At 45.8% G+C, this 19,258-nt stretch carries 21 protein-coding genes; 5 read left to right on the top strand and 16 right to left on the bottom strand.

The genetic code is table 11. The annotated features are described in order from the left end of the window. Nucleotides 1-34: 34 nt before the first annotated feature. The 8 genes from lgt to C3Y98_RS07865 form a co-directional block, all read right to left on the bottom strand. Nucleotides 35-820, bottom strand: a complete 786-nt coding sequence (gene lgt, locus C3Y98_RS07900) for a prolipoprotein diacylglyceryl transferase (RefSeq protein WP_135277955.1) — start codon at nucleotides 818-820, stop codon at nucleotides 35-37. Nucleotides 821-962: 142 nt separating this feature from the next. After that, complete coding sequence (locus tag C3Y98_RS07895) at nucleotides 963-1,262, bottom strand: hypothetical protein (protein WP_135277953.1); 300 nt, start codon at nucleotides 1,260-1,262, stop codon at nucleotides 963-965. Nucleotides 1,263-1,399: 137 nt separating this feature from the next. Next, nucleotides 1,400-1,795 carry an RDD family protein gene (locus C3Y98_RS07890; protein WP_135277951.1) on the bottom strand — a complete coding sequence of 132 codons (396 nt, stop codon included), beginning with the start codon at nucleotides 1,793-1,795 and terminating at the stop codon, nucleotides 1,400-1,402. A gap of 59 nt (nucleotides 1,796-1,854) precedes the next feature. After that, entirely contained in the window at nucleotides 1,855-2,511 is a 657-nt protein-coding gene (locus C3Y98_RS07885; RefSeq protein WP_167759924.1) for a hypothetical protein, read from the bottom strand. 62 nt (nucleotides 2,512-2,573) lie between these two features. Further along, nucleotides 2,574-3,218: an FMN-binding negative transcriptional regulator gene (locus C3Y98_RS07880; RefSeq protein WP_135277947.1), complete on the bottom strand. Its 645-nt coding sequence runs from the start codon at nucleotides 3,216-3,218 to the stop codon at nucleotides 2,574-2,576. A gap of 78 nt (nucleotides 3,219-3,296) precedes the next feature. Next, complete coding sequence (locus tag C3Y98_RS07875) at nucleotides 3,297-3,836, bottom strand: hypothetical protein (RefSeq protein WP_135277945.1); 540 nt, start codon at nucleotides 3,834-3,836, stop codon at nucleotides 3,297-3,299. A gap of 73 nt (nucleotides 3,837-3,909) precedes the next feature. Then, complete coding sequence (locus C3Y98_RS07870) at nucleotides 3,910-4,263, bottom strand: hypothetical protein (RefSeq protein ID WP_135277943.1); 354 nt, start codon at nucleotides 4,261-4,263, stop codon at nucleotides 3,910-3,912. A 57-nt stretch (nucleotides 4,264-4,320) separates the two neighbouring features. After that, a complete protein-coding gene (locus tag C3Y98_RS07865; RefSeq protein WP_135277943.1) occupies nucleotides 4,321-4,674 on the bottom strand; it encodes a hypothetical protein in 354 nt (117 codons plus the stop codon). 142 nt (nucleotides 4,675-4,816) lie between these two features. On the opposite strand from C3Y98_RS07865, the gene C3Y98_RS07860 reads away from it, so the two are divergent. From C3Y98_RS07860 to C3Y98_RS07845, 4 genes are all read left to right on the top strand, one after another. After that, entirely contained in the window at nucleotides 4,817-5,800 is a 984-nt protein-coding gene (locus C3Y98_RS07860) for an integron integrase (protein ID WP_135277941.1), read from the top strand. Between the two features lie 132 nt (nucleotides 5,801-5,932). After that, on the top strand, nucleotides 5,933-7,783 hold the full coding sequence (gene ilvD / locus C3Y98_RS07855; protein WP_135277939.1) for a dihydroxy-acid dehydratase: 1,851 nt from the start codon (nucleotides 5,933-5,935) through the stop codon (nucleotides 7,781-7,783). Between the two features lie 62 nt (nucleotides 7,784-7,845). After that, nucleotides 7,846-8,784: a D-hexose-6-phosphate mutarotase gene (locus tag C3Y98_RS07850; protein WP_135277937.1), complete on the top strand. Its 939-nt coding sequence runs from the start codon at nucleotides 7,846-7,848 to the stop codon at nucleotides 8,782-8,784. Between the two features lie 227 nt (nucleotides 8,785-9,011). Beyond that, nucleotides 9,012-9,341, top strand: a complete 330-nt coding sequence (locus C3Y98_RS07845; protein WP_135277935.1) for a c-type cytochrome — start codon at nucleotides 9,012-9,014, stop codon at nucleotides 9,339-9,341. A gap of 109 nt (nucleotides 9,342-9,450) precedes the next feature. Here the strand turns inward: C3Y98_RS07845 and C3Y98_RS07840 are convergent, their stop codons facing one another. From C3Y98_RS07840 to dusB, 7 genes are all read right to left on the bottom strand, one after another. Then, on the bottom strand, nucleotides 9,451-10,866 hold the full coding sequence (locus tag C3Y98_RS07840; protein WP_135277933.1) for an APC family permease: 1,416 nt from the start codon (nucleotides 10,864-10,866) through the stop codon (nucleotides 9,451-9,453). Nucleotides 10,867-10,983: 117 nt separating this feature from the next. Then, nucleotides 10,984-12,306 carry a M18 family aminopeptidase gene (locus tag C3Y98_RS07835; RefSeq protein WP_135277931.1) on the bottom strand — a complete coding sequence of 441 codons (1,323 nt, stop codon included), beginning with the start codon at nucleotides 12,304-12,306 and terminating at the stop codon, nucleotides 10,984-10,986. A 6-nt stretch (nucleotides 12,307-12,312) separates the two neighbouring features. Then, complete coding sequence (gene hemF / locus C3Y98_RS07830) at nucleotides 12,313-13,227, bottom strand: oxygen-dependent coproporphyrinogen oxidase (protein ID WP_135277929.1); 915 nt, start codon at nucleotides 13,225-13,227, stop codon at nucleotides 12,313-12,315. Nucleotides 13,228-13,243: 16 nt separating this feature from the next. Next, nucleotides 13,244-14,512 (bottom strand): phosphoribosylamine--glycine ligase, encoded by a 1,269-nt coding sequence (gene purD / locus C3Y98_RS07825; RefSeq protein ID WP_135277927.1) that lies wholly within the window; start codon nucleotides 14,510-14,512, stop codon nucleotides 13,244-13,246. Between the two features lie 91 nt (nucleotides 14,513-14,603). Next, complete coding sequence (purH, locus tag C3Y98_RS07820) at nucleotides 14,604-16,190, bottom strand: bifunctional phosphoribosylaminoimidazolecarboxamide formyltransferase/IMP cyclohydrolase (RefSeq protein WP_135277925.1); 1,587 nt, start codon at nucleotides 16,188-16,190, stop codon at nucleotides 14,604-14,606. A gap of 174 nt (nucleotides 16,191-16,364) precedes the next feature. Beyond that, nucleotides 16,365-16,601: a helix-turn-helix domain-containing protein gene (locus tag C3Y98_RS07815; protein WP_135277924.1), complete on the bottom strand. Its 237-nt coding sequence runs from the start codon at nucleotides 16,599-16,601 to the stop codon at nucleotides 16,365-16,367. 8 nt (nucleotides 16,602-16,609) lie between these two features. Further along, nucleotides 16,610-17,653: a tRNA dihydrouridine synthase DusB gene (gene dusB / locus C3Y98_RS07810; RefSeq protein WP_135277922.1), complete on the bottom strand. Its 1,044-nt coding sequence runs from the start codon at nucleotides 17,651-17,653 to the stop codon at nucleotides 16,610-16,612. A gap of 105 nt (nucleotides 17,654-17,758) precedes the next feature. Between dusB and C3Y98_RS07805 the strand changes: the two genes are divergently transcribed. Beyond that, nucleotides 17,759-19,027 (top strand): MFS transporter, encoded by a 1,269-nt coding sequence (locus C3Y98_RS07805; RefSeq protein WP_135277921.1) that lies wholly within the window; start codon nucleotides 17,759-17,761, stop codon nucleotides 19,025-19,027. On the opposite strand, the gene C3Y98_RS07800 is transcribed toward C3Y98_RS07805, so the two are convergent. Further along, nucleotides 18,989-19,258: a YkgJ family cysteine cluster protein gene (locus tag C3Y98_RS07800; RefSeq protein WP_135277919.1), complete on the bottom strand. Its 270-nt coding sequence runs from the start codon at nucleotides 19,256-19,258 to the stop codon at nucleotides 18,989-18,991. The two genes, C3Y98_RS07805 and C3Y98_RS07800, sit on opposite strands and share 39 nt — an antisense overlap.

Raw genomic sequence — 19,258 nt, 5'->3', positions numbered from 1 at the left:
GTAGTTGAATCAAGTTGTTAATGTGCGGCCCGCACTAAAAGCCACGTTTTTTATTACACAAGGCAAACATCACCACGCCAATTAAAATCATCGGCAGGCTTAGCCATTGCCCCATACTTAAACCCATAGAGAGTAAACCTAAGTAATCATCGGGCTCACGTGTGTATTCCACAATAAATCTGAAGCTACCGTAACCGATTAAGAATAAGGCCGAAATAGTGCCGGTTGCACGTGGTTTTGCGGCATATATCCAAAGGATTAAGAACAGCAATACCCCTTCAAGTGCAAACTCATATAACTGTGATGGGTGGCGTAATGCAGTGTCCACTTTAGGGAAAATCATGCCAAATGGCGCGTTGGTGACTCTGCCCCACAACTCTGCATTGATGAAATTACCCATGCGTCCAGCGCCCAAACCAATTGGGACTAGTGGCGCAACAAAATCCATGATTTTTAGCCAGTTTTGCGGATACTTTCTGCCAAAAAGCCACATGGCCACAAGCACGCCTAAGAAGCCGCCATGAAAGCTCATGCCGCCTTGCCACACTGCAAAAATCTCAGTGGGGTGGCTGCTAAAATAGCTTAACTGATAAAACAGTACATAACCTAAACGCCCGCCAATAATGACACCTAATGCACCAAAAAACAGTGCGTCATCAAGCATATGCATGGTCCAACCATGCCATCTTCTATGGTTGATTTGGTATTTGCCTAAAGCTAAAAATGCCAGGAATCCAAGCAAATACATTAAGCCATACCAATGGATGCCAAAAGTACCAAGGTGAATCGCAATAGGGTCAAACTGGGGGTGAACAAACATGAGCGCTAACATCAATTGAATAGAAGTGAGATTTTACCTAAGTTTTGTGAGTTCACAATGACTTAGTTACGCTGATCTAGATTTATGCAACCCACTAAGCGAATAACAATATTCGGTTAGTGGGTCTGTTGGCGATAAAAAATTATACTGGTGCAATATTAAGGCATGCTCTGGCTTCAGCCATTGTTTGCTCTGAGTCTTTTAACACATAGCCTTTTTCTAACATTCTCGTCATGTACTGTTTGTTATATAAAAAGGAAACAATCAGTTGCCATAAACCAAAAGTGAACAGTGTAAATAGCATATGCAGAGCGGCGACGCCTAGTTCACCCCTAAATAAAGGCACTAACCAACCAAAAAAAAGATATGTCCAACTATATCCATAGTAGCCATTTCGAGTGAGGCCATTAACCGGATGCTGAATGATTACTTTTTTTGCCATGCTGCTTTCCTTTTTTATGATGTAGCTTAGTTGTTATGTAACTGAGAAGTTATTGTAGAAGACCTATCGTTTTGAGTTTAACAGCTTATGTGGATTATTGTATAACTCAGGGGGTGATGGGTTATGCAAGAGATGCATCAAATTTTTATTACCACTGTAGATGCCATAAAATCACCTAGCCTACGATGTGATCCAAAAAAGATAAAGAACCAATCAAAAATACCCAATGGAAAAGTAATGTTTCGAAGAAATGACTGAACTAAGGAACATGGTGCCATTGTTTTCTTATGTACCACTTTTATTTTTAACAGAATTTTCCCAATACTTTGACCATTCGGTAGTGCATCGGAAAGGAGGAAATAAGTCACAGCTATTGTTACTGCGATAAAAATAGAAGCCTCTTTCCCAATAGTTGTGTGTAGCAAATAAAAGGGAATAATTGCCAGAATGTAAGCAAGTATTGCATCAATAAACTGACCTTGAAATCTCTTGCCTGGATGAGCTAATTTTATTGTTGTATCCTGTAAATCCAATTGTGACTCCTTTTGCCTAAAGTTGTAGTTCAAAGGCTAACTGCTCGTGGAGCAGAAAGTTAAGTCGACTCACCATGTATTTCTTTTCTAAGTTGGTCAATAAGTGCTTGGTTGAGTTTCGAGATTATCACAATCATTAGCCGTTCATCTGACGATACCCGTTCGGTCCAGCCATAGGCTTGTCCTTTATCTTGAGCACTATTCCAACTGTTAAGAGCGGCCACGAGTTTAGCAGGGTACTTACTCCAGATAATTTCATCATCTCTAAGAAGGAGAGACTTCAAGATATCGTCGCATATTTCTGCGACTCTTGGAGTGCCTTGTAACCGAAGACTATTCAGATCGGCATTGAGTTGCCAAAAGATATCTTGCGAGCTGTAATTCTTCAAAAAATGCGCAGTTCGATCTTCAAACTCCTGAATTTCTCCATCTGTGGCTAAATGGTCCGCCATGGAGCCGATGGTGAGTATTTGGCTAATAGCAGGCGCCTTAGTATGATCTGTATTTTCAAGGAATGCAGTGTAGGCCAACATACGATTCTCAAACTGCTTCTGTGCAATAACCTCCCTTGTTTGAAAATCAGCTGTGTAGTAACTGCCGATAATTGAAAAGATACCTGCAATGACTGCCGTGAAAACAACCATTACATAGGGGTTTGGGGTGGCCACTACCCTGGTTTTTTCTCTCTTAGCTGACTTGGTAGTCATTCTAGTCATATCTACGCGACCTAGCGTTTGACATAAGGTGCACGCTTTAGTAGCCCCGCTTGAATGATGGGTTAGCGGGCATTTTGCTGCGCCATTTTAACTACAGTGGCAAGTTCTGCTGCTTCTGACCTGCCAAGCGACTCCAAGCCTTGAACTATCCCTGCTTGGTTTAATGCAGGTTGATTCTGGCTAACTTTCCATTTGCCTATAAGTTTAGTAATCAATATTTCGATACCAACAATAGCGCCAATCATTTTATCGGTAAACTCAACTGGAGCATCAGAAATTGCCCAAGGTTTGTCAAATGAGGCTTCCTGTTGAGTCGTCAGTGATTCAAGCTGGTTTTTAACCCAAGTTGGGTCATCAATCACTCGGAGTGTGCCGTAAGCATGGACGGTTACATAATTCCATGTAGGCACTACTTTGCCGTGTTCTTGTTTTGTTGGATACCACGATGGAGTTATATAACTGCTTGGACCTTGGAATATAACCAATGCCTCAACATCGTTTACTAAGTCACTCCATACTGGGTTTGCTCGTGCAACATGCCCCTGCAATGTTCCATATTGCCCAGCCTCTTGGATTAAGTGCAAAGGAATGTGATTTGCGTTAATACCTATAGAAGACATGGTGACCAACGTCGAGAACGGATGAGCAATAATTAAGTCGTGAAGAACATCAACTCTTGACTCTTCAAAATGCTTTGGGACATACATGGATGGTTTTGCTTGCTAACCGTTTGAATTAAGGGGCGCCGTTAGGCGCCCCGCTTGATGGATAGGTTGGGCACATGATTAGTGGCGCTCTGCTGATGACAATAAAGAAAGTGCCTCTTTCACGATTGCCTCTTGACCGTCATTGGTAAGTATCGTGAAAGATACTAGTAGATCCTTAACAGCAATTATTCCTTGATTAAGGTGTTTAAATTCCCCAGGCTGCGGTGCTTGATCCGTTGCCGTAAAATAGTAACCAGTGTTGGTAGGTCCTTTGAGTTCTTTTATTTCGATCGAGTCTTCCATGGATTGCAGAAGCGCAATATCAGCAGCTTGCCTTACAGTAGCGCGCAGCTCATCTGGAGTAGGTGATTTTATGTCTGCCTGAGCAAGCCAAATTGGAGTGGCGAGTATCGTAAACTGAGCCCCATTTTTAGGTGATAACTTAATTGTAGGAGGCAGTTCACTGGGTGGTTGCGTGATAGAGTCGCCCCATGATTCTGGTACTTTTAACTCTAATGTTCCGTGTTTCTGTAATGTGTAAGAACGAGCCACAATGTTCTCAGCTGACGCCATAAATGGTGCGAGGATTAACACCAGACAGACAAACATATAACGCATTTTTTCTCCTTAGGTTATGTGCCCCAACGTTTTAATTAAGGGGCGCCGTTAGGCGTCCCGCTTGAATAATGGGTTAGGGGTTGCGGCCATATTGCCCCACAATTTTAACTTTGCTTTCTGGTAGCCAACCAATGAAATCTTCTCCATCCTTTGCCACATACATTACATTAACCCAGCCTTTGTATGATTTGTATACGGTTAAATAATTACCCTTAACAACAAACACACCTTTAATTTTACACTCGGCATTTGGGGAGCTATAAAAACCAACTTTTCCGCTTCCAATTACCTTAGCTTCGGCTGATGGATAATAAATAATACCTGAAGACTCAGCTTCGCCTGCAAGCTTGGTGCAAATAGACTCATTAGCAAAACACGCTAGGCTAGTAAAGCAGAGCAGAAAAAATAAGAAAGGTGCTCGAAACATTATGCCCCTAACGTTTTAATTAAGGGGCGCCGTTAGGCGTCCCGCTTGAATAATGGGTTAGGGGTTACGGCCATATTGCCCCACAATTTTAACTTTGCTTTCTGGTAGCCAACCAATGAAATCTTCTCCATCCTTTGCCACATACATTACATTAACCCAGCCTTTGTATGATTTGTATACGGTTAAATAATTACCCTTAACAACAAACACACCTTTAATTTTACACTCGGCATTTGGGGAGCTATAAAAACCAACTTTTCCGCTTCCAATTACCTTAGCTTCGGCTGATGGATAATAAATAATACCTGAAGACTCAGCTTCGCCTGCAAGCTTGGTGCAAATAGACTCATTAGCAAAACACGCTAGGCTAGTAAAGCAGAGCAGAAAAAATAAGAAAGGTGCTCGAAACATTATGCCCCTAACGTAAAGTAGACCCCAAATCCGTCTCTAAAAATTTAGTGAGGCAGGTGTCTAATCTGTAGTAATATTTTAAATACATAATAAAATCAATTGTTAATTCGTTTTTATAGCACCATTTTTTTAGTGAGTTTGTATGGAAAACACACCAGCGGTAAATGCCGAGCCAAAACTGTTAGATCAAGTGGCAGCGCGTATTCGGGTGAAACATTACAGCCGTCGTACAGAGCAGGCATATCTAGATTGGATTAAACGCTATATTTTTCATCATGGCAAGCGTCATCCTAAGGAGATGGGTGCGGTTGAAGTGGAGGCGTTTCTTAGCTTTTTAGCGGTTTCACGTAATGTTTCTGCAAGCACACAGAATCAGGCAAAAAGCGCTTTGTTATTTTTATACAAAGAAGTGTTAGGGATTGAATTGCCGTGGTTAGATAATGTTACGCAGGCAAAAGTGCCAAAGCGTTTGCCCGTTGTGCTGACAAGAGATGAGGTGCAGGCGGTGCTGAATAGATTGGATGGCACGATGTGGTTAATTGCGAGTTTGCTTTATGGTAGTGGTTTGCGGGTGATGGAGTGTTTGCGTTTACGCGTTAAGGATGTTGATTTGGCGCGGCGTGAGATTTTAGTGCGTGAGGGTAAGGGCTTTAAAGATAGAGTGACGATGTTACCTGTTAGTTTGATTGAACCTTTAAAGCAGCATTTATTAAAAGTGCAGGCGTTGCATAACGAAGATTCGAACGCAGGTTATGGTGAAGTATTCATGCCGATGGCGTTGGATAGAAAGTACCCCAACGCGGGTAGTGCTTGGGCGTGGCAATACGTGTTTCCGTCTGTTAAATTGTCCATAGATCCGCAGTCTAACAAAGTGAGGCGTCATCATGTAGATGAAAAAACAGTGCAACGTGCGGTTAAAAAAGCAGTCAATCTGACTGGGATGACGAAGTTGGCAACGCCCCATACTTTTCGCCATAGTTTTGCAACACATTTGCTTGAGGGTGGTTATGATATCCGTACAGTGCAAGAGCTGCTGGGGCATTCTGATGTGAGTACAACGATGATTTATACCCATGTGTTGAATAAAGGCGGACATGGTGTAAGTAGTCCCTTAGATACTTTATAACGTGCTTAAGTTGGTTTTGGTACTTTTGCATAATCAAATCATACGTTTCTTACAGTTTTCTTTGGCTAGTTTGCGCTAGCTAGTCTAAAATCATACTTTATTGTTTATTCACTTTATTTACGGATTTTTATCATGCCAGTTTATCGTTCACATACCACTACTCACGGTCGCAACATGGCGGGCGCGCGCGCACTATGGCGTGCGACTGGCATGAAAGACGGCGACTTTGATAAACCAATTATTGCCGTTGCTAACTCGTTTACCCAGTTTGTGCCGGGTCACGTGCATTTGAAAGACATGGGTCAATTAGTTGCGCGCGAAATTGAAAAAGCAGGCGGCGTGGCCAAAGAGTTTAATACCATTGCGGTTGATGATGGTATCGCGATGGGGCATGGCGGCATGCTTTACAGCTTGCCTAGCCGTGATTTAATTGCAGACAGCGTTGAATACATGGTGAATGCGCACTGTGCAGACGCGCTGGTATGTATTTCAAACTGCGACAAAATCACACCGGGCATGCTAATGGCAGCCTTGCGTTTAAATATCCCGGTGGTATTTGTATCTGGCGGCCCAATGGAAGCCGGTAAAGTGAACTGGGGCGGCAATACGCATAAGCTAGACCTTGTGGATGCGATGGTAGCTGCAGCAGATAGTAACGTAAGTGATGCAGAAGCTGATGCAATTGAGCGTTCAGCTTGCCCAACTTGTGGTTCTTGTTCTGGTATGTTTACCGCTAACTCAATGAACTGCTTAACTGAAGCATTAGGCCTAAGCTTGCCAGGCAATGGCTCAACCTTAGCCACACATGCGGCACGTAAAGAGTTGTTCCTTAAAGCAGGCCGTTTGATTGTAGACCTTGCAAAACGTCACTACGAGAAAGATGACTACACCGTATTACCACGTAGCATCGCCAACATGAAGGCGTTTGAGAACGCAATGAGTTTAGATGTGGCAATGGGTGGTTCTACCAATACAGTATTGCATTTACTGGCAGCAGCACATGAAGCTGGTTTGGATTTCACCATGAGTGATATTGACCGCATTTCACGCAAAGTGCCGTGTGTAAGTAAAGTGGCACCAGCAACCGCGAAATACCATATGGAAGACGTGCACCGTGCGGGTGGCGTGATGGGTATTTTAGGTGAGCTTGATCGTGCGGGTGTGATTCACCGTGATACGCCAATGGTCCATAGCCCAAGCTTGGGTGATGCGCTGAATGAGTGGGACATTAAAGTCACGCAAAACGAAGATGTGAAGAAGTTTTTCCGTGCAGCGCCTGGTGGCATTTCAACCACCATCGCGTTTTCTCAAAGTATGCTTTACCCAACGCTAGATGACGACAGAAGCGAAGGCTGTATCCGTGATAAAGCCCATGCTTACTCACAAGATGGCGGTTTGGCAGTGTTGTACGGCAACATTGCACTAGATGGCTGTATTGTAAAAACTGCGGGTGTGGATGACAGTATTTTGAAATTTACTGGCCGTGCACGTATTTTTGAGAGCCAAGACGCTTCAGTAGAAGCAATTCTTGCCGATAAAATTGTAGCGGGCGATGTAGTGGTGATTCGCTACGAAGGCCCTCGCGGTGGTCCTGGCATGCAGGAAATGCTGTACCCAACTTCATACTTAAAGTCTAAAGGTTTAGGCAAGGCATGTGCGTTGCTGACTGATGGGCGTTTTTCTGGCGGCACGTCTGGCTTGAGTATCGGTCATGCCTCACCAGAAGCAGCTGAAGGCGGCGCCATCGGCCTAGTGCAAGAAAACGACACGATTGAAATTGATATTCCAAACCGTACCATTCATTTAGTGATTAGTGATGAAGAAATGGCGCACCGTCGCGCAAAAATGGAAGATAAAGGCAAAGACGCCTGGAAGCCGGTTAACCGTGAAAGAGCGGTTTCACCAGCATTGCGTGCCTATGCGGCAATGAGTACCAGTGCTGCACGTGGTGCAGTGCGTGATGTTTCTCAAATTGAGAAATAATTTATTCAGATTACAATCACTTTGTAAATAACACCTAAAGTGAGCAATTGATAAGGTAATGTATGACATTAGATTCACTAGAAGACCATATCTTTAGAAAGAGAGACGGGCAGGGCTGTTCAACGCTGCACCCTCATGTGACTGTCACTGAAGATGAAGCGGGTCTGCAATATTTAGAGATAGACAATCCATTAGCGACAGCCAAAATCGCGTTGCAAGGCGGCCATGTCATGCAATGGCAGCCTAAAACAGAAAAACAGCCTGTGCTGTGGCTTTCTGACCATGCGCGCTATGTAAAGGGTCGCTCGATACGCGGTGGTGTGCCTATTTGCTGGCCTTGGTTTGGTGCGCATCCAACCGATAGCACATTATGCCCGCATGGCTTTGCCCGGGTGATTCCATGGCAATTAGTGGATGTAGATTCAACAGAAACAGGTGCAACGCGCATCGTGTTGCAAATGATAGAAACACCAGAAGCGAAAAGACAGCTTTCTTACTCGTATGTGCTCACCATGATGGTGACTATTGGTAAGCGTTTGAAAATTGATCTTGCTACCACCAATAAATCCGACCATCCATTCTTAATTGGTGAAGCATTCCACACTTATCTGAACGTGAGTGATGTAGGCAATATTCGAGTTACAGGCCTGCAAGATTGCCTGTATGCGGATAAATTACGTCAGTACAGGCGCTATGTTGAACATAATGTCTTGAAGTTTGATGGCGAGTTTGACCGTGTTTATCTAGACCACAATTCAGACTGTTTAATTCACGATCCTGTTTATAACCGTTTGATTCGCGTGGGTAAATCAGGCAGTGATACTACCGTTGTATGGAGCCCAGGTGCAGAGAAAGCACATGCAATGGGAGATATGGGTGATGCGGACGAGTGGCGTAAAACCGTTTGTGTAGAAACCGCCAATGCATTAGAAAACTCTGTGGTCATTAGCCCAAATAGAACGCATACTATGTCGGTTGAATATAGCGTGGAAGCATTGTAATTCGCTTTGTTTTTTTATTTTACGGCGCTGTCAACCTGCCTGATTGTCGGTACGTTGAGTGTACCCTAGGTACTGCAAATTTATTTTAATTGCTTAAGATTATATATATTTTAATTGGTTGAGATAGATTTGATTTAACTCACTTGTCATAAGTCAAATTATGAGTATGATATGCGAGTTGTAAAATTTATAACTACTATTATTAAGCGTTAATTCAAGGAGATAGCATGAAAGCTTTATTATTAACAATCGCTACTGCTGGTTCTATGTTGCTTACTGCGCAAGCAGGTGCTGCGGTAGATGCAAAAGCTGCTGAAGCTTTAGCACAAAAAAGTGGCTGTCTAGCATGTCACTCAGTAGATAAAAAAGTATTAGGCCCAGCTTACAAAGATGTTGCGGCTAAATACAAGGGTGACAAAACTGCAGAAGCAAAGCTAGTTGAAAAAGTTAAAAAAGGCGGTAGCGGTGTTTGGGGCCCAATGCCAATGCCACCAATGGGTGCACAAGTTAAAGAAGCTGACATCAAAACAATCGTTGAATGGGTGTTGTCACTCTAATTACTTGCTCGAGCTTTTGAATAAAATTTAATCGCTTGTCACATAAAAAAAGCCAGCTCAAAAAGCTGGCTTTTTTTATTACCTGTGAGTAAGTATTTTACGTTGAAGGCTACACTTTATGTTTATGCAGTAAGTTCAATTTACTGTGATGCATAGAGTAAACAAAGTAAAACACGATACCTACTAATATCCAGGTGCCAAATCTAATCCAAGTGCTTGCTGGCAGGAATGACATTAATGCGCCGCAGGAGATGATGCCCAACACCGGAATCAGTGGGTTCCATGGGTTTTTGAATGGGCGGTGCAAATTAGGTTGGCGAATACGCAGTACCACCACACCCACGCATACCATGACAAAGCTTGCCAGCGTGCCTATGTTCACTGTTTCTGCGAGCTGACCTAGTGGAATAAACCCTGCCACTAGCGACACGACAAAACCGCACATAAGAATGATTCTAGTGGGTGTTTTGCGATCCGGATTTACCTTGGAAAATATAGGAGAAATGAGTCCGTCACGGCTCATAGAGAATAGGATGCGTGTTAAGCCGTAAAGTAGTACTAATAGCACAGTAATTAGGCCTGCAAGTACGCCGGTCGCTACTAAAGTAGATGACCAGGTATGACCAATTCTAGTTAACGCATAGGCAACTGGAGATGCTACGTTTAGTTCTGTGTAAGGTACGATACCTGTGAGTAAGCCTGATACCACGATATACACGATAGTGCAGAATACGAGTGAGCTGAGTAGGCCGATAGGTAAATCGCGTTGCGGGTTTTTTGCTTCCTCAGCGGCGGTAGACACTGCATCAAAGCCAAAGTAAGCGAAAAACACGAGGGAAGCACCAGCTAATACGCCTATGTTTCTACCGTCTTCCAAGGTGCTAAACCAACCGAACGGCATAAATGGCTGCCAGTTCTCGGTATTGAGATGGGCAGAAGCTAACGCAATAAAGATGGCAATGGTTGATAACTTGATAATCACGATAATGTTGTTAAAGCGAGCGCTTTCTTTTACGCCTATCATTAACAGAATGGTGAGTATCCAGATAATAGCAAAAGCAGGCAGGTTGATAATTCCGCCCATGACTGGTGCCTTGGTTATAGCCTCAGGCAGATGCACATTGAAGTTGGTGAGGGTGTTGATAAAGTAGCCAGCCCAGCCATTGGCAACGGCCGCGGCACCAACGCCGTATTCTAGCAGTAGAATCCAGCCCATAATCCATGCGATAAATTCGCCAAATGCCACATAGCTATAGCCATAAGCGCTACCTGATCCGCCAACTGAGGCAGCTAGTTCGGCGTAGGCGAGTGCGGCAAACCCTGATGCAACGCCGGCAATGATAAACGAGAGTACAACGGCGGGACCAGACTGCGTGGCAGCCGCGATGCCAGTTAATACAAAGATACCTGTGCCGATGGCGCAGCCGATACCTAAGAGCGCTAAATCAAATGCTGATAAACATTTTTTAAGCTCGCTATCTGCGTGAGCGCTGATTATTTTAGTTCTTAGTAGCTGCTTGAGCATAACGGGTATCCTTTTAGTGTATTACTTTATGCATAACCGATGACGATGAATCGGTCGCGCACTGTTAATGGATGCTAAACATTAAACAAGTGATGGTCAATCATCGCTAGCGATTAACTAGCTATTAAACAACGTACTCAGCGCCTCAATCATGTAATGGTGATCAAGGACGCCGGCGCTTTCCCTAATGCTGTGCATGGCCCACATCGGCGAACCAACATCCACACTGGCAACCCCTAAACCAGAAGCAAGAATCGGCCCAATGGTACTGCCGCAGCCTAGGTCAGTGCGGTGCGAGTACTGTTGAAATGGCACTTTTGCACGTTCGCATAGCGAGATGAAGCGCGCGGCAGTGTCTGCATTCGTTGCATAGCGCTGATTGGCGTTGGTTTTAATCACCGGGCCTTGGTTGACCATGACATGGTGGCAAGGCTCATAAGCGCCCGCATGATTAGGGTGATATGCATGTGCCATATCTGCGCTGACAAAAAAGCTTTGTGCCAAAGCACGTAAGCGCTCTTCTTCGCTCAAGCCTATGTTGGCGGTGATGCGGTTGATCACATCAGATAAGAAGCTGCCGCTTGCGCCAGTAGCGCTTTCACTGCCAACTTCTTCATGATCAAATAGCGCACAAATGTTGCTGGATTCTTGATTGCTAGCATTAAGCAGGGCGGTAACCGCTGCGTGGCAGGAGGCAAGGTTATCCAGCTGGCTATTGGTGATGAACTCTTGGCTTGCGCCCCAGAAACTGCCTTTTTGCGTATCAAACACATTAAATTCAAACGTCAGTATGTCTTGTGGTGCAATGTTAAGGGCTGCAGCAATGTATGCTAAAAACTGCTGTTCAGCTTCAACGCCTGCGGCACTTTCACCAAACAATAGTGGCAGCTCAGTTTGTTTGTTGAGTTTCAGGCCTTTTTCATTGACTTCGCGGTTCATATGAATCGCCAAGTTGGGTAGGCGCATCAGTGCATCATCAAACTTGAGTAGTTTGATGGCGTGGCCAGTTTCGGTGCGTACGGTGACACGCCCGGCAATGCTTAAATCACGGTCGGTAAACGTTGCTAGAATTGGCCCGCCGTAGACTTCTACGCCTATACGCAATAGGCCGTCAGTTTCATAAGCGGCTTTAGGTTTGAGTCTTAGGCTAGGGGAGTCTGTATGCGCGCCCACCATGCGAAAGCCGGTATCGGGCAGTGGCTTGCTACCGAGCGTGAAAGCAATGATGGATGCACCACCACGCACGACAAAATAGCGCTTACCAGTGCTTAGTTGCCAAGCTTGGGTTTCGTCCAGTTTGGTAAACCCTGTACTTAGGAGCTGCTGTTCAATCTGCTCAACCGCGTGCCAAGGGCTAGGGCTAAGGTCAATAAAGTTAAGTAAATCTTTCGCTAGCGTGCGTGCCTGAGTAGAGATATTGACTGGGGTTGAGATGTTCATAAATGCCTACTGGTTAAGGGAGAGCCAGTCTTTCGCAATAAGAAAGTCAGTGTAGAGTTTAGCTTCTGGGCTGCCGCTTTCTGGTTTCCAGTCATAGCGCCATTTTACAATCGGCGGCATGGAAAGCAGAATGGATTCAGTGCGGCCGTTTGATTGCAGGCCGAAAATTGTGCCACGGTCATAAATGAGGTTGAACTCTACGTAGCGTCCGCGGCGATAAGCCTGGAAATCACGTTCGCGTTCGCCGTAAGGTGTGTCTTTACGGCGCTGCACGATCGGCAAGTAGGCTTGTAAAAACGCATCGCCTACTGCGCGATGGAAATCAAAGCTACGCTCAAAACCAAGCTCGCTAAAGTCATCATAAAAAATGCCGCCGATACCACGAGGTTCCTGACGGTGTTTTAAGAAGAAGTAGTCGTCACATTCTTTTTTGAATTTAGGGTAATAGCTGGTATCAAACGCATCTAATACGGTTTTGTTGGTACGGTGAAAATGCTCAGCGTCTTCACTAAAGCCATAGTAAGGAGTTAAATCCATCCCGCCGCCAAACCACCAGATATCCTGCTCACTGGCATTTTGTGCTTTGGCTACAAAAAAGCGTACGTTCATATGTACGGTAGGCACATAGGGATTGCGTGGGTGAAAAACCAAAGAGACCCCCATTGCTTCCCAAGGGCGGCCTGCTGCCTCGGGATGTGCCACACTGGCGGCCGGTGGTAGTTTGGTGCCTAATACGTGAGAAAAACCTACACCAGCACGCTCAAATACGTTGCCTTCTTCAAGCAGGCAAGAGGTGCCGCCACCGCCTTCAGGACGTTGCCAGCTATCTTGCAGAAAGTTTTTACCATCCACTAATTCAATGGCTTCTACAATCTTGGCTTGCAGGTTTTGTAAGTAGCTAAAAACGTCTTGAGTGTTCATGATGTAAGCTTAGACCCTAACTCTTGATGGCACGATAGCCGATATCGGTGCGGAATTGTGCGCCATCAAACTTAATTTCTTTCATGGCTTGATAGGCTTGTTGTTGTGCATACTTTACGGTCTCGCCTAGGGCAGTCACACATAGTACGCGACCGCCGCTAGTCACCACTTTGCCATCTTTTTGTGCAGTGCCGGCGTGGAATATATGCGTATCTGCCAATTGATTGGTCAGGCCGGTAATTTCATCGCCTAACCTTGGTGTTTCTGGGTAGTTAGCAGATGCCATGACCACGCCTAGCGCTACACGTCTGTCCCACTCAGCTTCAGCACGGTCTAAGGTGCCGTTCACTGCATGCTCCATTAAACCAACTAAATCGCTCTTTAAGCGCATCATGATAGGCTGGGTTTCTGGGTCGCCCATGCGGCAGTTAAACTCTAAAGTCTTCACATCGCCATTGGGGCTGATCATTAAACCTGCGTATAAGAAACCTGTGTACGGAATGCCGTCTTTCGCCATGCCTTCCACGGTAGGCTTGATAATCTCACGCATTACTTTGGCATGGATGGCTGGGGTGACTACCGGTGCGGGTGAGTAAGCACCCATACCGCCAGTGTTAGGTCCTTGGTCTGCGTCTAGCAGGCGTTTGTGGTCTTGGCTGGTAGCAAGCGCTAAAATATTCTTACCATCTACCATCACCATAAAGCTGGCTTCTTCGCCTTCTAAGAACTCTTCAATCACCACACGTGCACCTGCGGCGCCTAGCTTGTTGTCTTCTAGCATGGCGTCAATCGCGGCATGGGCTTCGTCTTCATTCATGGCAACGACCACACCCTTGCCCGCGGCTAGTCCATCAGCCTTAATCACGATAGGGGCACCTTGTTGCTTCACGTAGTCATGCGCAAGCTTGGCGTCAGTAAATGTGCCGTAGGCTGCTGTGGGGATGCTGTGACGCATCATAAAAGCTTTGGCGTAGTCTTTAGAGGATTCTAATTGTGCAGCGGCTTTGGTCGGGCCAAAAATCTTTAAACCAGCGGCGCGGAATGCATCAACAACGCCTTGAGAGAGGGGGGCTTCTGGGCCAACAATGGTGAGGTAAATTTGTTCGTCTTGCGCGAATTTAACTAAATCATCAACTGCAGTAATTGGTACATTGACCATGTCCGGGTTTAATGCGGTGCCTGCATTGCCTGGCGCTACATAAACACGGCTTACCTCTTTGTTGTGAGTAACTTTCCAGGCGAGGGCATGTTCACGACCACCACCACCGATGACTAAAATTTTCATGTATTTGAAACCCTTAAAAATCTTTCGCCACAACCAGTTGTGAAACAGGCTGTGGCAAAAAGAAGAACAAACTTATTATTTTAATAATTGTTTAGTGCCTAAAGTGGCGAATACCCGTCACGACCATCACCAAACCATGCTCGTCGGCAGCGGCAATCACTTCTTCATCGCGCATGCTGCCACCCGGATGAATTACGCAGGCCGCACCAGCTTCTGCCAGTACATCAATGCCATCACGGAACGGGAAGAACGCATCAGAGGCTACCACTGAGTTTTTCAAGGTGAGGCCAGCATTTTGTGCCTTAATCGCCGCAATTTTGGTGCTGTCCACACGGCTCATTTGGCCTGCGCCTACGCCTAGTGTCATGCTGTTACCGCAGAATACAATTGCGTTAGATTTAACGTATTTTGCAACGCGCCATGCAAATAGCATGTCTTGCAATTGCTCTGGTGTTGGTTGTTTTTTGCTGACGATTTTTAAATCATTCACGCTGATTTCGTGGTTATCCGCAGTTTGAATCAGTAAGCCAGAACCAATGCGTTTAGTGTCGTGTGAATTACGGCCTTGTTCCCATGCTGTATTGCCGCCTTCTGGCAAGGCAATCTTCAGTACGCGTACATTGGCTTTTGCACTGAATATCGCCAATGCTTCGGCTGTGTAGTCAGGGGCGATTAATACTTCTACAAATTGCTTGCTTACTGCTTCAGCCGCCGCTTTATCTAGCGTGGTGTTGAAAGCAATAATGCCGCCAAATGCTGAGGTTGGGTCAGTTTGGAATGCTTTGCTATACGCTTCTAACGCATCTTTACCTAGCGCTACGCCACATGGGTTTGCGTGCTTAACAATTACGCAGGCGGTTGAATCAAAGCTCTTTACTGCTTCCCACGCAGCATCAGCATCGGCAATATTGTTGTAGCTTAATTCTTTACCTTGTAGTTGTACTGCCGTTACCAAAGAGCCCGGTGCTGGGTTGGTGTCGCGGTAGAATGCTGCGCTTTGGTGTGGGTTTTCGCCATAGCGTAAGTCTTGCAGTTTCACAAAGCGGCTATTGACCTGTGCTGGGTAAGGGTTGCGTGATCCGTCAGCATTAAAGCTAGAAAGATAATCGCTGATTGCACCATCGTAGTTGCTGATGCGGTTGAACGCGGCTACTGATAATGCAAATTTTGTGGCTTGGCTGGTTGCGCCGCCTGTGCTTTGTAGCTCTCGCAGTACATCGGCATATTGGCTAGCATCCGTTACAACGGCAACGTCTTTCCAGTTTTTTGCCGCTGAGCGTACCATCGCCGGGCCGCCGATATCGATGTTTTCAATCGCATCTTCTAGCGTGCAGTTTGGGTTAGCTACTGTCGCTTCAAACGGATATAAGTTCACCACTACCATGTCAATGTTAGGGATGTCTTGCGCTTGCATGGCTGATACGTGTTCTGGCAAATCACGGCGACCTAAAATACCGCCATGTACTTTTGGATGCAGCGTTTTTACGCGGCCGTCTAACATTTCAGGGAAGCCAGTGTAATCACTTACTTCAACGACAGGAATGTCGTTGTCACGGAATAGTTTAGCGGTGCCGCCAGTCGATAAAATTTCAATGCCTAAAGCTTGCAAGCCTTTTGCAAAATCAATAATGCCGGTTTTATCAGAAACGCTAATGAGCGCACGTTTAGTAGTTGCCATAAAATTATTCCATAATACAAATGATAAGCTGTATTCGCTAATTGCTAATACACGTTAAATTTCTGCCGCCGGTTGTTTCCTGACAATCAAGTTTGGCTTGTTAAACTGCTGCCCAACTGAATTGCCTAGAATGCAAGATTGGATAAAACAATACGTGTTGCTTGCTTGTTTGTTTTATTCGATCTTGTACTGCTGAAGTTTTTTACGCAGGGTGTTGCGATTGATGTCTAGTATCTCTGCCGCTTTGCTTTGATTGCCACCCACTTTATGCATGATGTAGCTAAGCAGTGGTTTTTCTACGCAGCCCAATACCATATCGTAAACGGCATGTGGCGGCTCACCCTCTAGATGCATAAAGTAATCATCTAAAGACTCTTGCACTGCTTGGCTGAGCTTACAATTTTCTGACATAGAAGTTCCTAGGCTGCTAATGCTGAAGACGCATCTGGATTGGTATCATCAGCGTCATTATCAATGTAAACCAAGCGCTCATTTTTTGTTTTTAGTTCAACAAAAAAGTCGTTAATTGCTTGTAGTTGTAATTCAATGGTTTGCAAGGTGTTCATGCTGTGGCGGAACTGTGCAGAACCAGCTAAACCTTTGGTGTACCATGAAATGTGCTTACGCGCCATGCGCATGCCAGTCAGGTCGCCATAAAACTCATATAAATCATGCAGATGCTCTAGCATCACGGCATGGATTTCGTCTACAGTAGGCGGTAGCATATGCGTGCCGGTCGTGAGGTAATGCTCAATTTCGCGGAATATCCATGGGCGGCCTTGTGCGGCACGGCCTATCATCACTGCATCGGCACCGGTGTAATCTAATACAAACTTTGCTTTTTCTGGCGTGGTGATGTCGCCGTTAGCAATGAGCGGAATCTTAATTGCTTGTTTCACTGCGGCAATGGTGTCGTACTCTGCGTCACCCATATAAGCACATGCGCGGGTGCGGCCATGCATGGCCAGTGCTTGTACGCCTAAGTCTTCCGCCATTTTGGCAATTTGAATTGCATTGCGGTTTTGTTTATCCCAGCCTGTACGTATTTTCAGGGTAACTGGAACATCGACTGCGGCAACTACTGCGCGCAGAATTTGTGCGACTAATGGCTCGTCTTTCAGTAATGCAGAGCCAGCCATTACGTTACAGATTTTTTTAGCCGGGCAGCCCATGTTGATGTCGATGATTTGCGCGCCATTATCCACATTGTGCTTAGCGGCCTCGGCCATCATTTGCGGATCTGCACCAGCAATTTGTACAGAAATCGGGTTAACTTCACCTTCGTGGTTGGCACGACGTTTTGTTTTTTCACTGCCGTACAGTAGCGAGTTCGAGGTCACCATCTCAGATACAGCCAAGCCAGCACCCATCTTCTTGCAAAGTTGGCGGAAAGGCCTGTCCGTCACGCCCGCCATGGGTGCGACAACTAGGTTGTTTTTTAAGATGTGATTGCCGATTTGCACTAGTGTATTTCTCGAACGCGAAAGTTGCCTATTTTATACGCAATCTGACTTTGAGAAAACAATTTTCAGCATACAATTGGCAATAGTTTGTTATTGAGTCTGATTATGCAGAAACCATCAACCACGCACATTGCCTTTGCCAGCTTTATTGGTACTGCGATTGAATTTTACGATTTTTATATTTACGCCATGGCGGCGGCTTTAGTGATTGGGCAGGTGTTCTTTCCTACCAGCGACCCTGCTACACAGTCCCTTAATGCATTTCTAACTTTCGGCATTGCTTTTATTGCCAGACCGGTTGGCGCCATTGTGTTTGGTCATTTTGGCGATAAAGTCGGGCGTAAAGCAACGCTGGCGGCTTCCTTGTTGTTGATGGGAGTTTCTACTTTGCTGATTGGGCTGCTGCCTGGGTATGAGGTGCTTGGAATTTGGGCACCAATTGCATTGTGTATATTACGTTTTGGTCAGGGCTTGGGTTTAGGTGGTGAATGGGGCGGTGCGGCATTACTGGCGACCGAACATGCGCCGGCAGGCAAGCGCGCTTGGTTCGGCATGTTTCCGCAATTGGGGCCATCGGTTGGCTTCTTAATGGCTACTCTGAGCTATCTTGCTTTGTCGGTATGGTTAACAGACGCACAGTTTAAGGCTTGGGGCTGGCGCTTACCTTTTATTGCCAGTGCTCTGCTGGTGGGGGTGGGTTTATATGTGCGATTTAAATTGGCAGAAACGCCCGCTTTTACTGCCGTGTTACAGCAGAATAAAACCCATGCGATGCCAATTAAGCCTTTATTAAACAAATATTTGCGTCCGGTGCTGCTAGGCGCACTGGCAATGGTAGTGTGCTATAACTTATTTTATACCGCCACGGTGTTTTGCTTGAGTTATGGCACAGCTAATTTGGGCATTACGCGCAGCGACTTTTTAGGCATGTTGTGCATTGCTATTTTGTTGATGACCCTTGCTACACCTATCTCGGCAAAGTTGAGTGATACCTGCGGGCGCAAGCCTGTGCTGTTATTTAGCAGTGCACTGGCAGTGCTGGCAGGCTTTGCGTTAAGCCCTTTGCTCGAAAGCGGCTCCGTAGTACAGGTAACTCTATTTTTATCTTTAGCGCTGTTTTTGATGGGTGCAACGTTTGCGCCAATGGGGGCATACCTGCCTGAGCAGTTTCCAGTGGCGGTGCGTTATACCGGCGCGGGTTTGGCCTATCAGCTTGGCGGTATTTTAGGTGCGTCAATGGCGCCTTATATTTCACAAGTGCTGGTGACAACTGGCGGGCTGACTTGGGTGGGGGCTTATGTTTCCATTGCCGCCGCCGTGAGTTTTGTTGCGGTGTTATTGTTGGGGGAGCGCCGGAGCAGTGATTTGCTCTAGGTGTGTCAGCCATGTAATCGCCTGTTCACGCGTGTCACCACACATTTCTGCGCTAGGCTGTAAGCCACCACAAAATGCGGGTCGTTCCGGCTGGCCAAAAATCTTGCACATGTTTTGCTCGTTGAGCTGAACGCAACGTATCCCAGCAGGCTTGCCATTGGGCATGCCAGGAATTGGGCTGTTAATAGAAGGCGCGATGCAACATGCGCCACAATGGTCTCTACATTTCAT

The sequence above is a fragment of the Methylotenera oryzisoli genome, assembly GCF_004661485.1.
Lineage (GTDB): Bacteria > Pseudomonadota > Gammaproteobacteria > Burkholderiales > Methylophilaceae > Methylotenera > Methylotenera oryzisoli.
The sequence above is the reverse complement of the archived record's forward strand: the minus strand, read 5'-3'. Positions and strand labels throughout refer to the sequence as shown.

Coding starts and splice junctions, on each gene's coding strand:
- purH (WP_135277925.1), bottom strand. CDS start 16,190: ATGGCAACTACTAAACGTGCGCTCATTAGCGTTTCTGATAAAACCGGC.
- C3Y98_RS07860 (WP_135277941.1), top strand. CDS start 4,817: ATGGAAAACACACCAGCGGTAAATGCCGAGCCAAAACTGTTAGATCAA.
- C3Y98_RS07875 (WP_135277945.1), bottom strand. CDS start 3,836: ATGCGTTATATGTTTGTCTGTCTGGTGTTAATCCTCGCACCATTTATG.
- C3Y98_RS07835 (WP_135277931.1), bottom strand. CDS start 12,306: ATGAACATCTCAACCCCAGTCAATATCTCTACTCAGGCACGCACGCTA.
- C3Y98_RS07865 (WP_135277943.1), bottom strand. CDS start 4,674: ATGTTTCGAGCACCTTTCTTATTTTTTCTGCTCTGCTTTACTAGCCTA.
- C3Y98_RS07815 (WP_135277924.1), bottom strand. CDS start 16,601: ATGTCAGAAAATTGTAAGCTCAGCCAAGCAGTGCAAGAGTCTTTAGAT.
- C3Y98_RS07805 (WP_135277921.1), top strand. CDS start 17,759: ATGCAGAAACCATCAACCACGCACATTGCCTTTGCCAGCTTTATTGGT.
- C3Y98_RS07845 (WP_135277935.1), top strand. CDS start 9,012: ATGAAAGCTTTATTATTAACAATCGCTACTGCTGGTTCTATGTTGCTT.
- C3Y98_RS07800 (WP_135277919.1), bottom strand. CDS start 19,258: ATGAAATGTAGAGACCATTGTGGCGCATGTTGCATCGCGCCTTCTATT.
- ilvD (WP_135277939.1), top strand. CDS start 5,933: ATGCCAGTTTATCGTTCACATACCACTACTCACGGTCGCAACATGGCG.
- C3Y98_RS07885 (WP_167759924.1), bottom strand. CDS start 2,511: ATGACTAGAATGACTACCAAGTCAGCTAAGAGAGAAAAAACCAGGGTA.
- C3Y98_RS07880 (WP_135277947.1), bottom strand. CDS start 3,218: ATGTATGTCCCAAAGCATTTTGAAGAGTCAAGAGTTGATGTTCTTCAC.
- C3Y98_RS07895 (WP_135277953.1), bottom strand. CDS start 1,262: ATGGCAAAAAAAGTAATCATTCAGCATCCGGTTAATGGCCTCACTCGA.
- lgt (WP_135277955.1), bottom strand. CDS start 820: ATGTTTGTTCACCCCCAGTTTGACCCTATTGCGATTCACCTTGGTACT.
- purD (WP_135277927.1), bottom strand. CDS start 14,512: ATGAAAATTTTAGTCATCGGTGGTGGTGGTCGTGAACATGCCCTCGCC.
- hemF (WP_135277929.1), bottom strand. CDS start 13,227: ATGAACACTCAAGACGTTTTTAGCTACTTACAAAACCTGCAAGCCAAG.
- C3Y98_RS07870 (WP_135277943.1), bottom strand. CDS start 4,263: ATGTTTCGAGCACCTTTCTTATTTTTTCTGCTCTGCTTTACTAGCCTA.
- C3Y98_RS07850 (WP_135277937.1), top strand. CDS start 7,846: ATGACATTAGATTCACTAGAAGACCATATCTTTAGAAAGAGAGACGGG.
- C3Y98_RS07840 (WP_135277933.1), bottom strand. CDS start 10,866: ATGCTCAAGCAGCTACTAAGAACTAAAATAATCAGCGCTCACGCAGAT.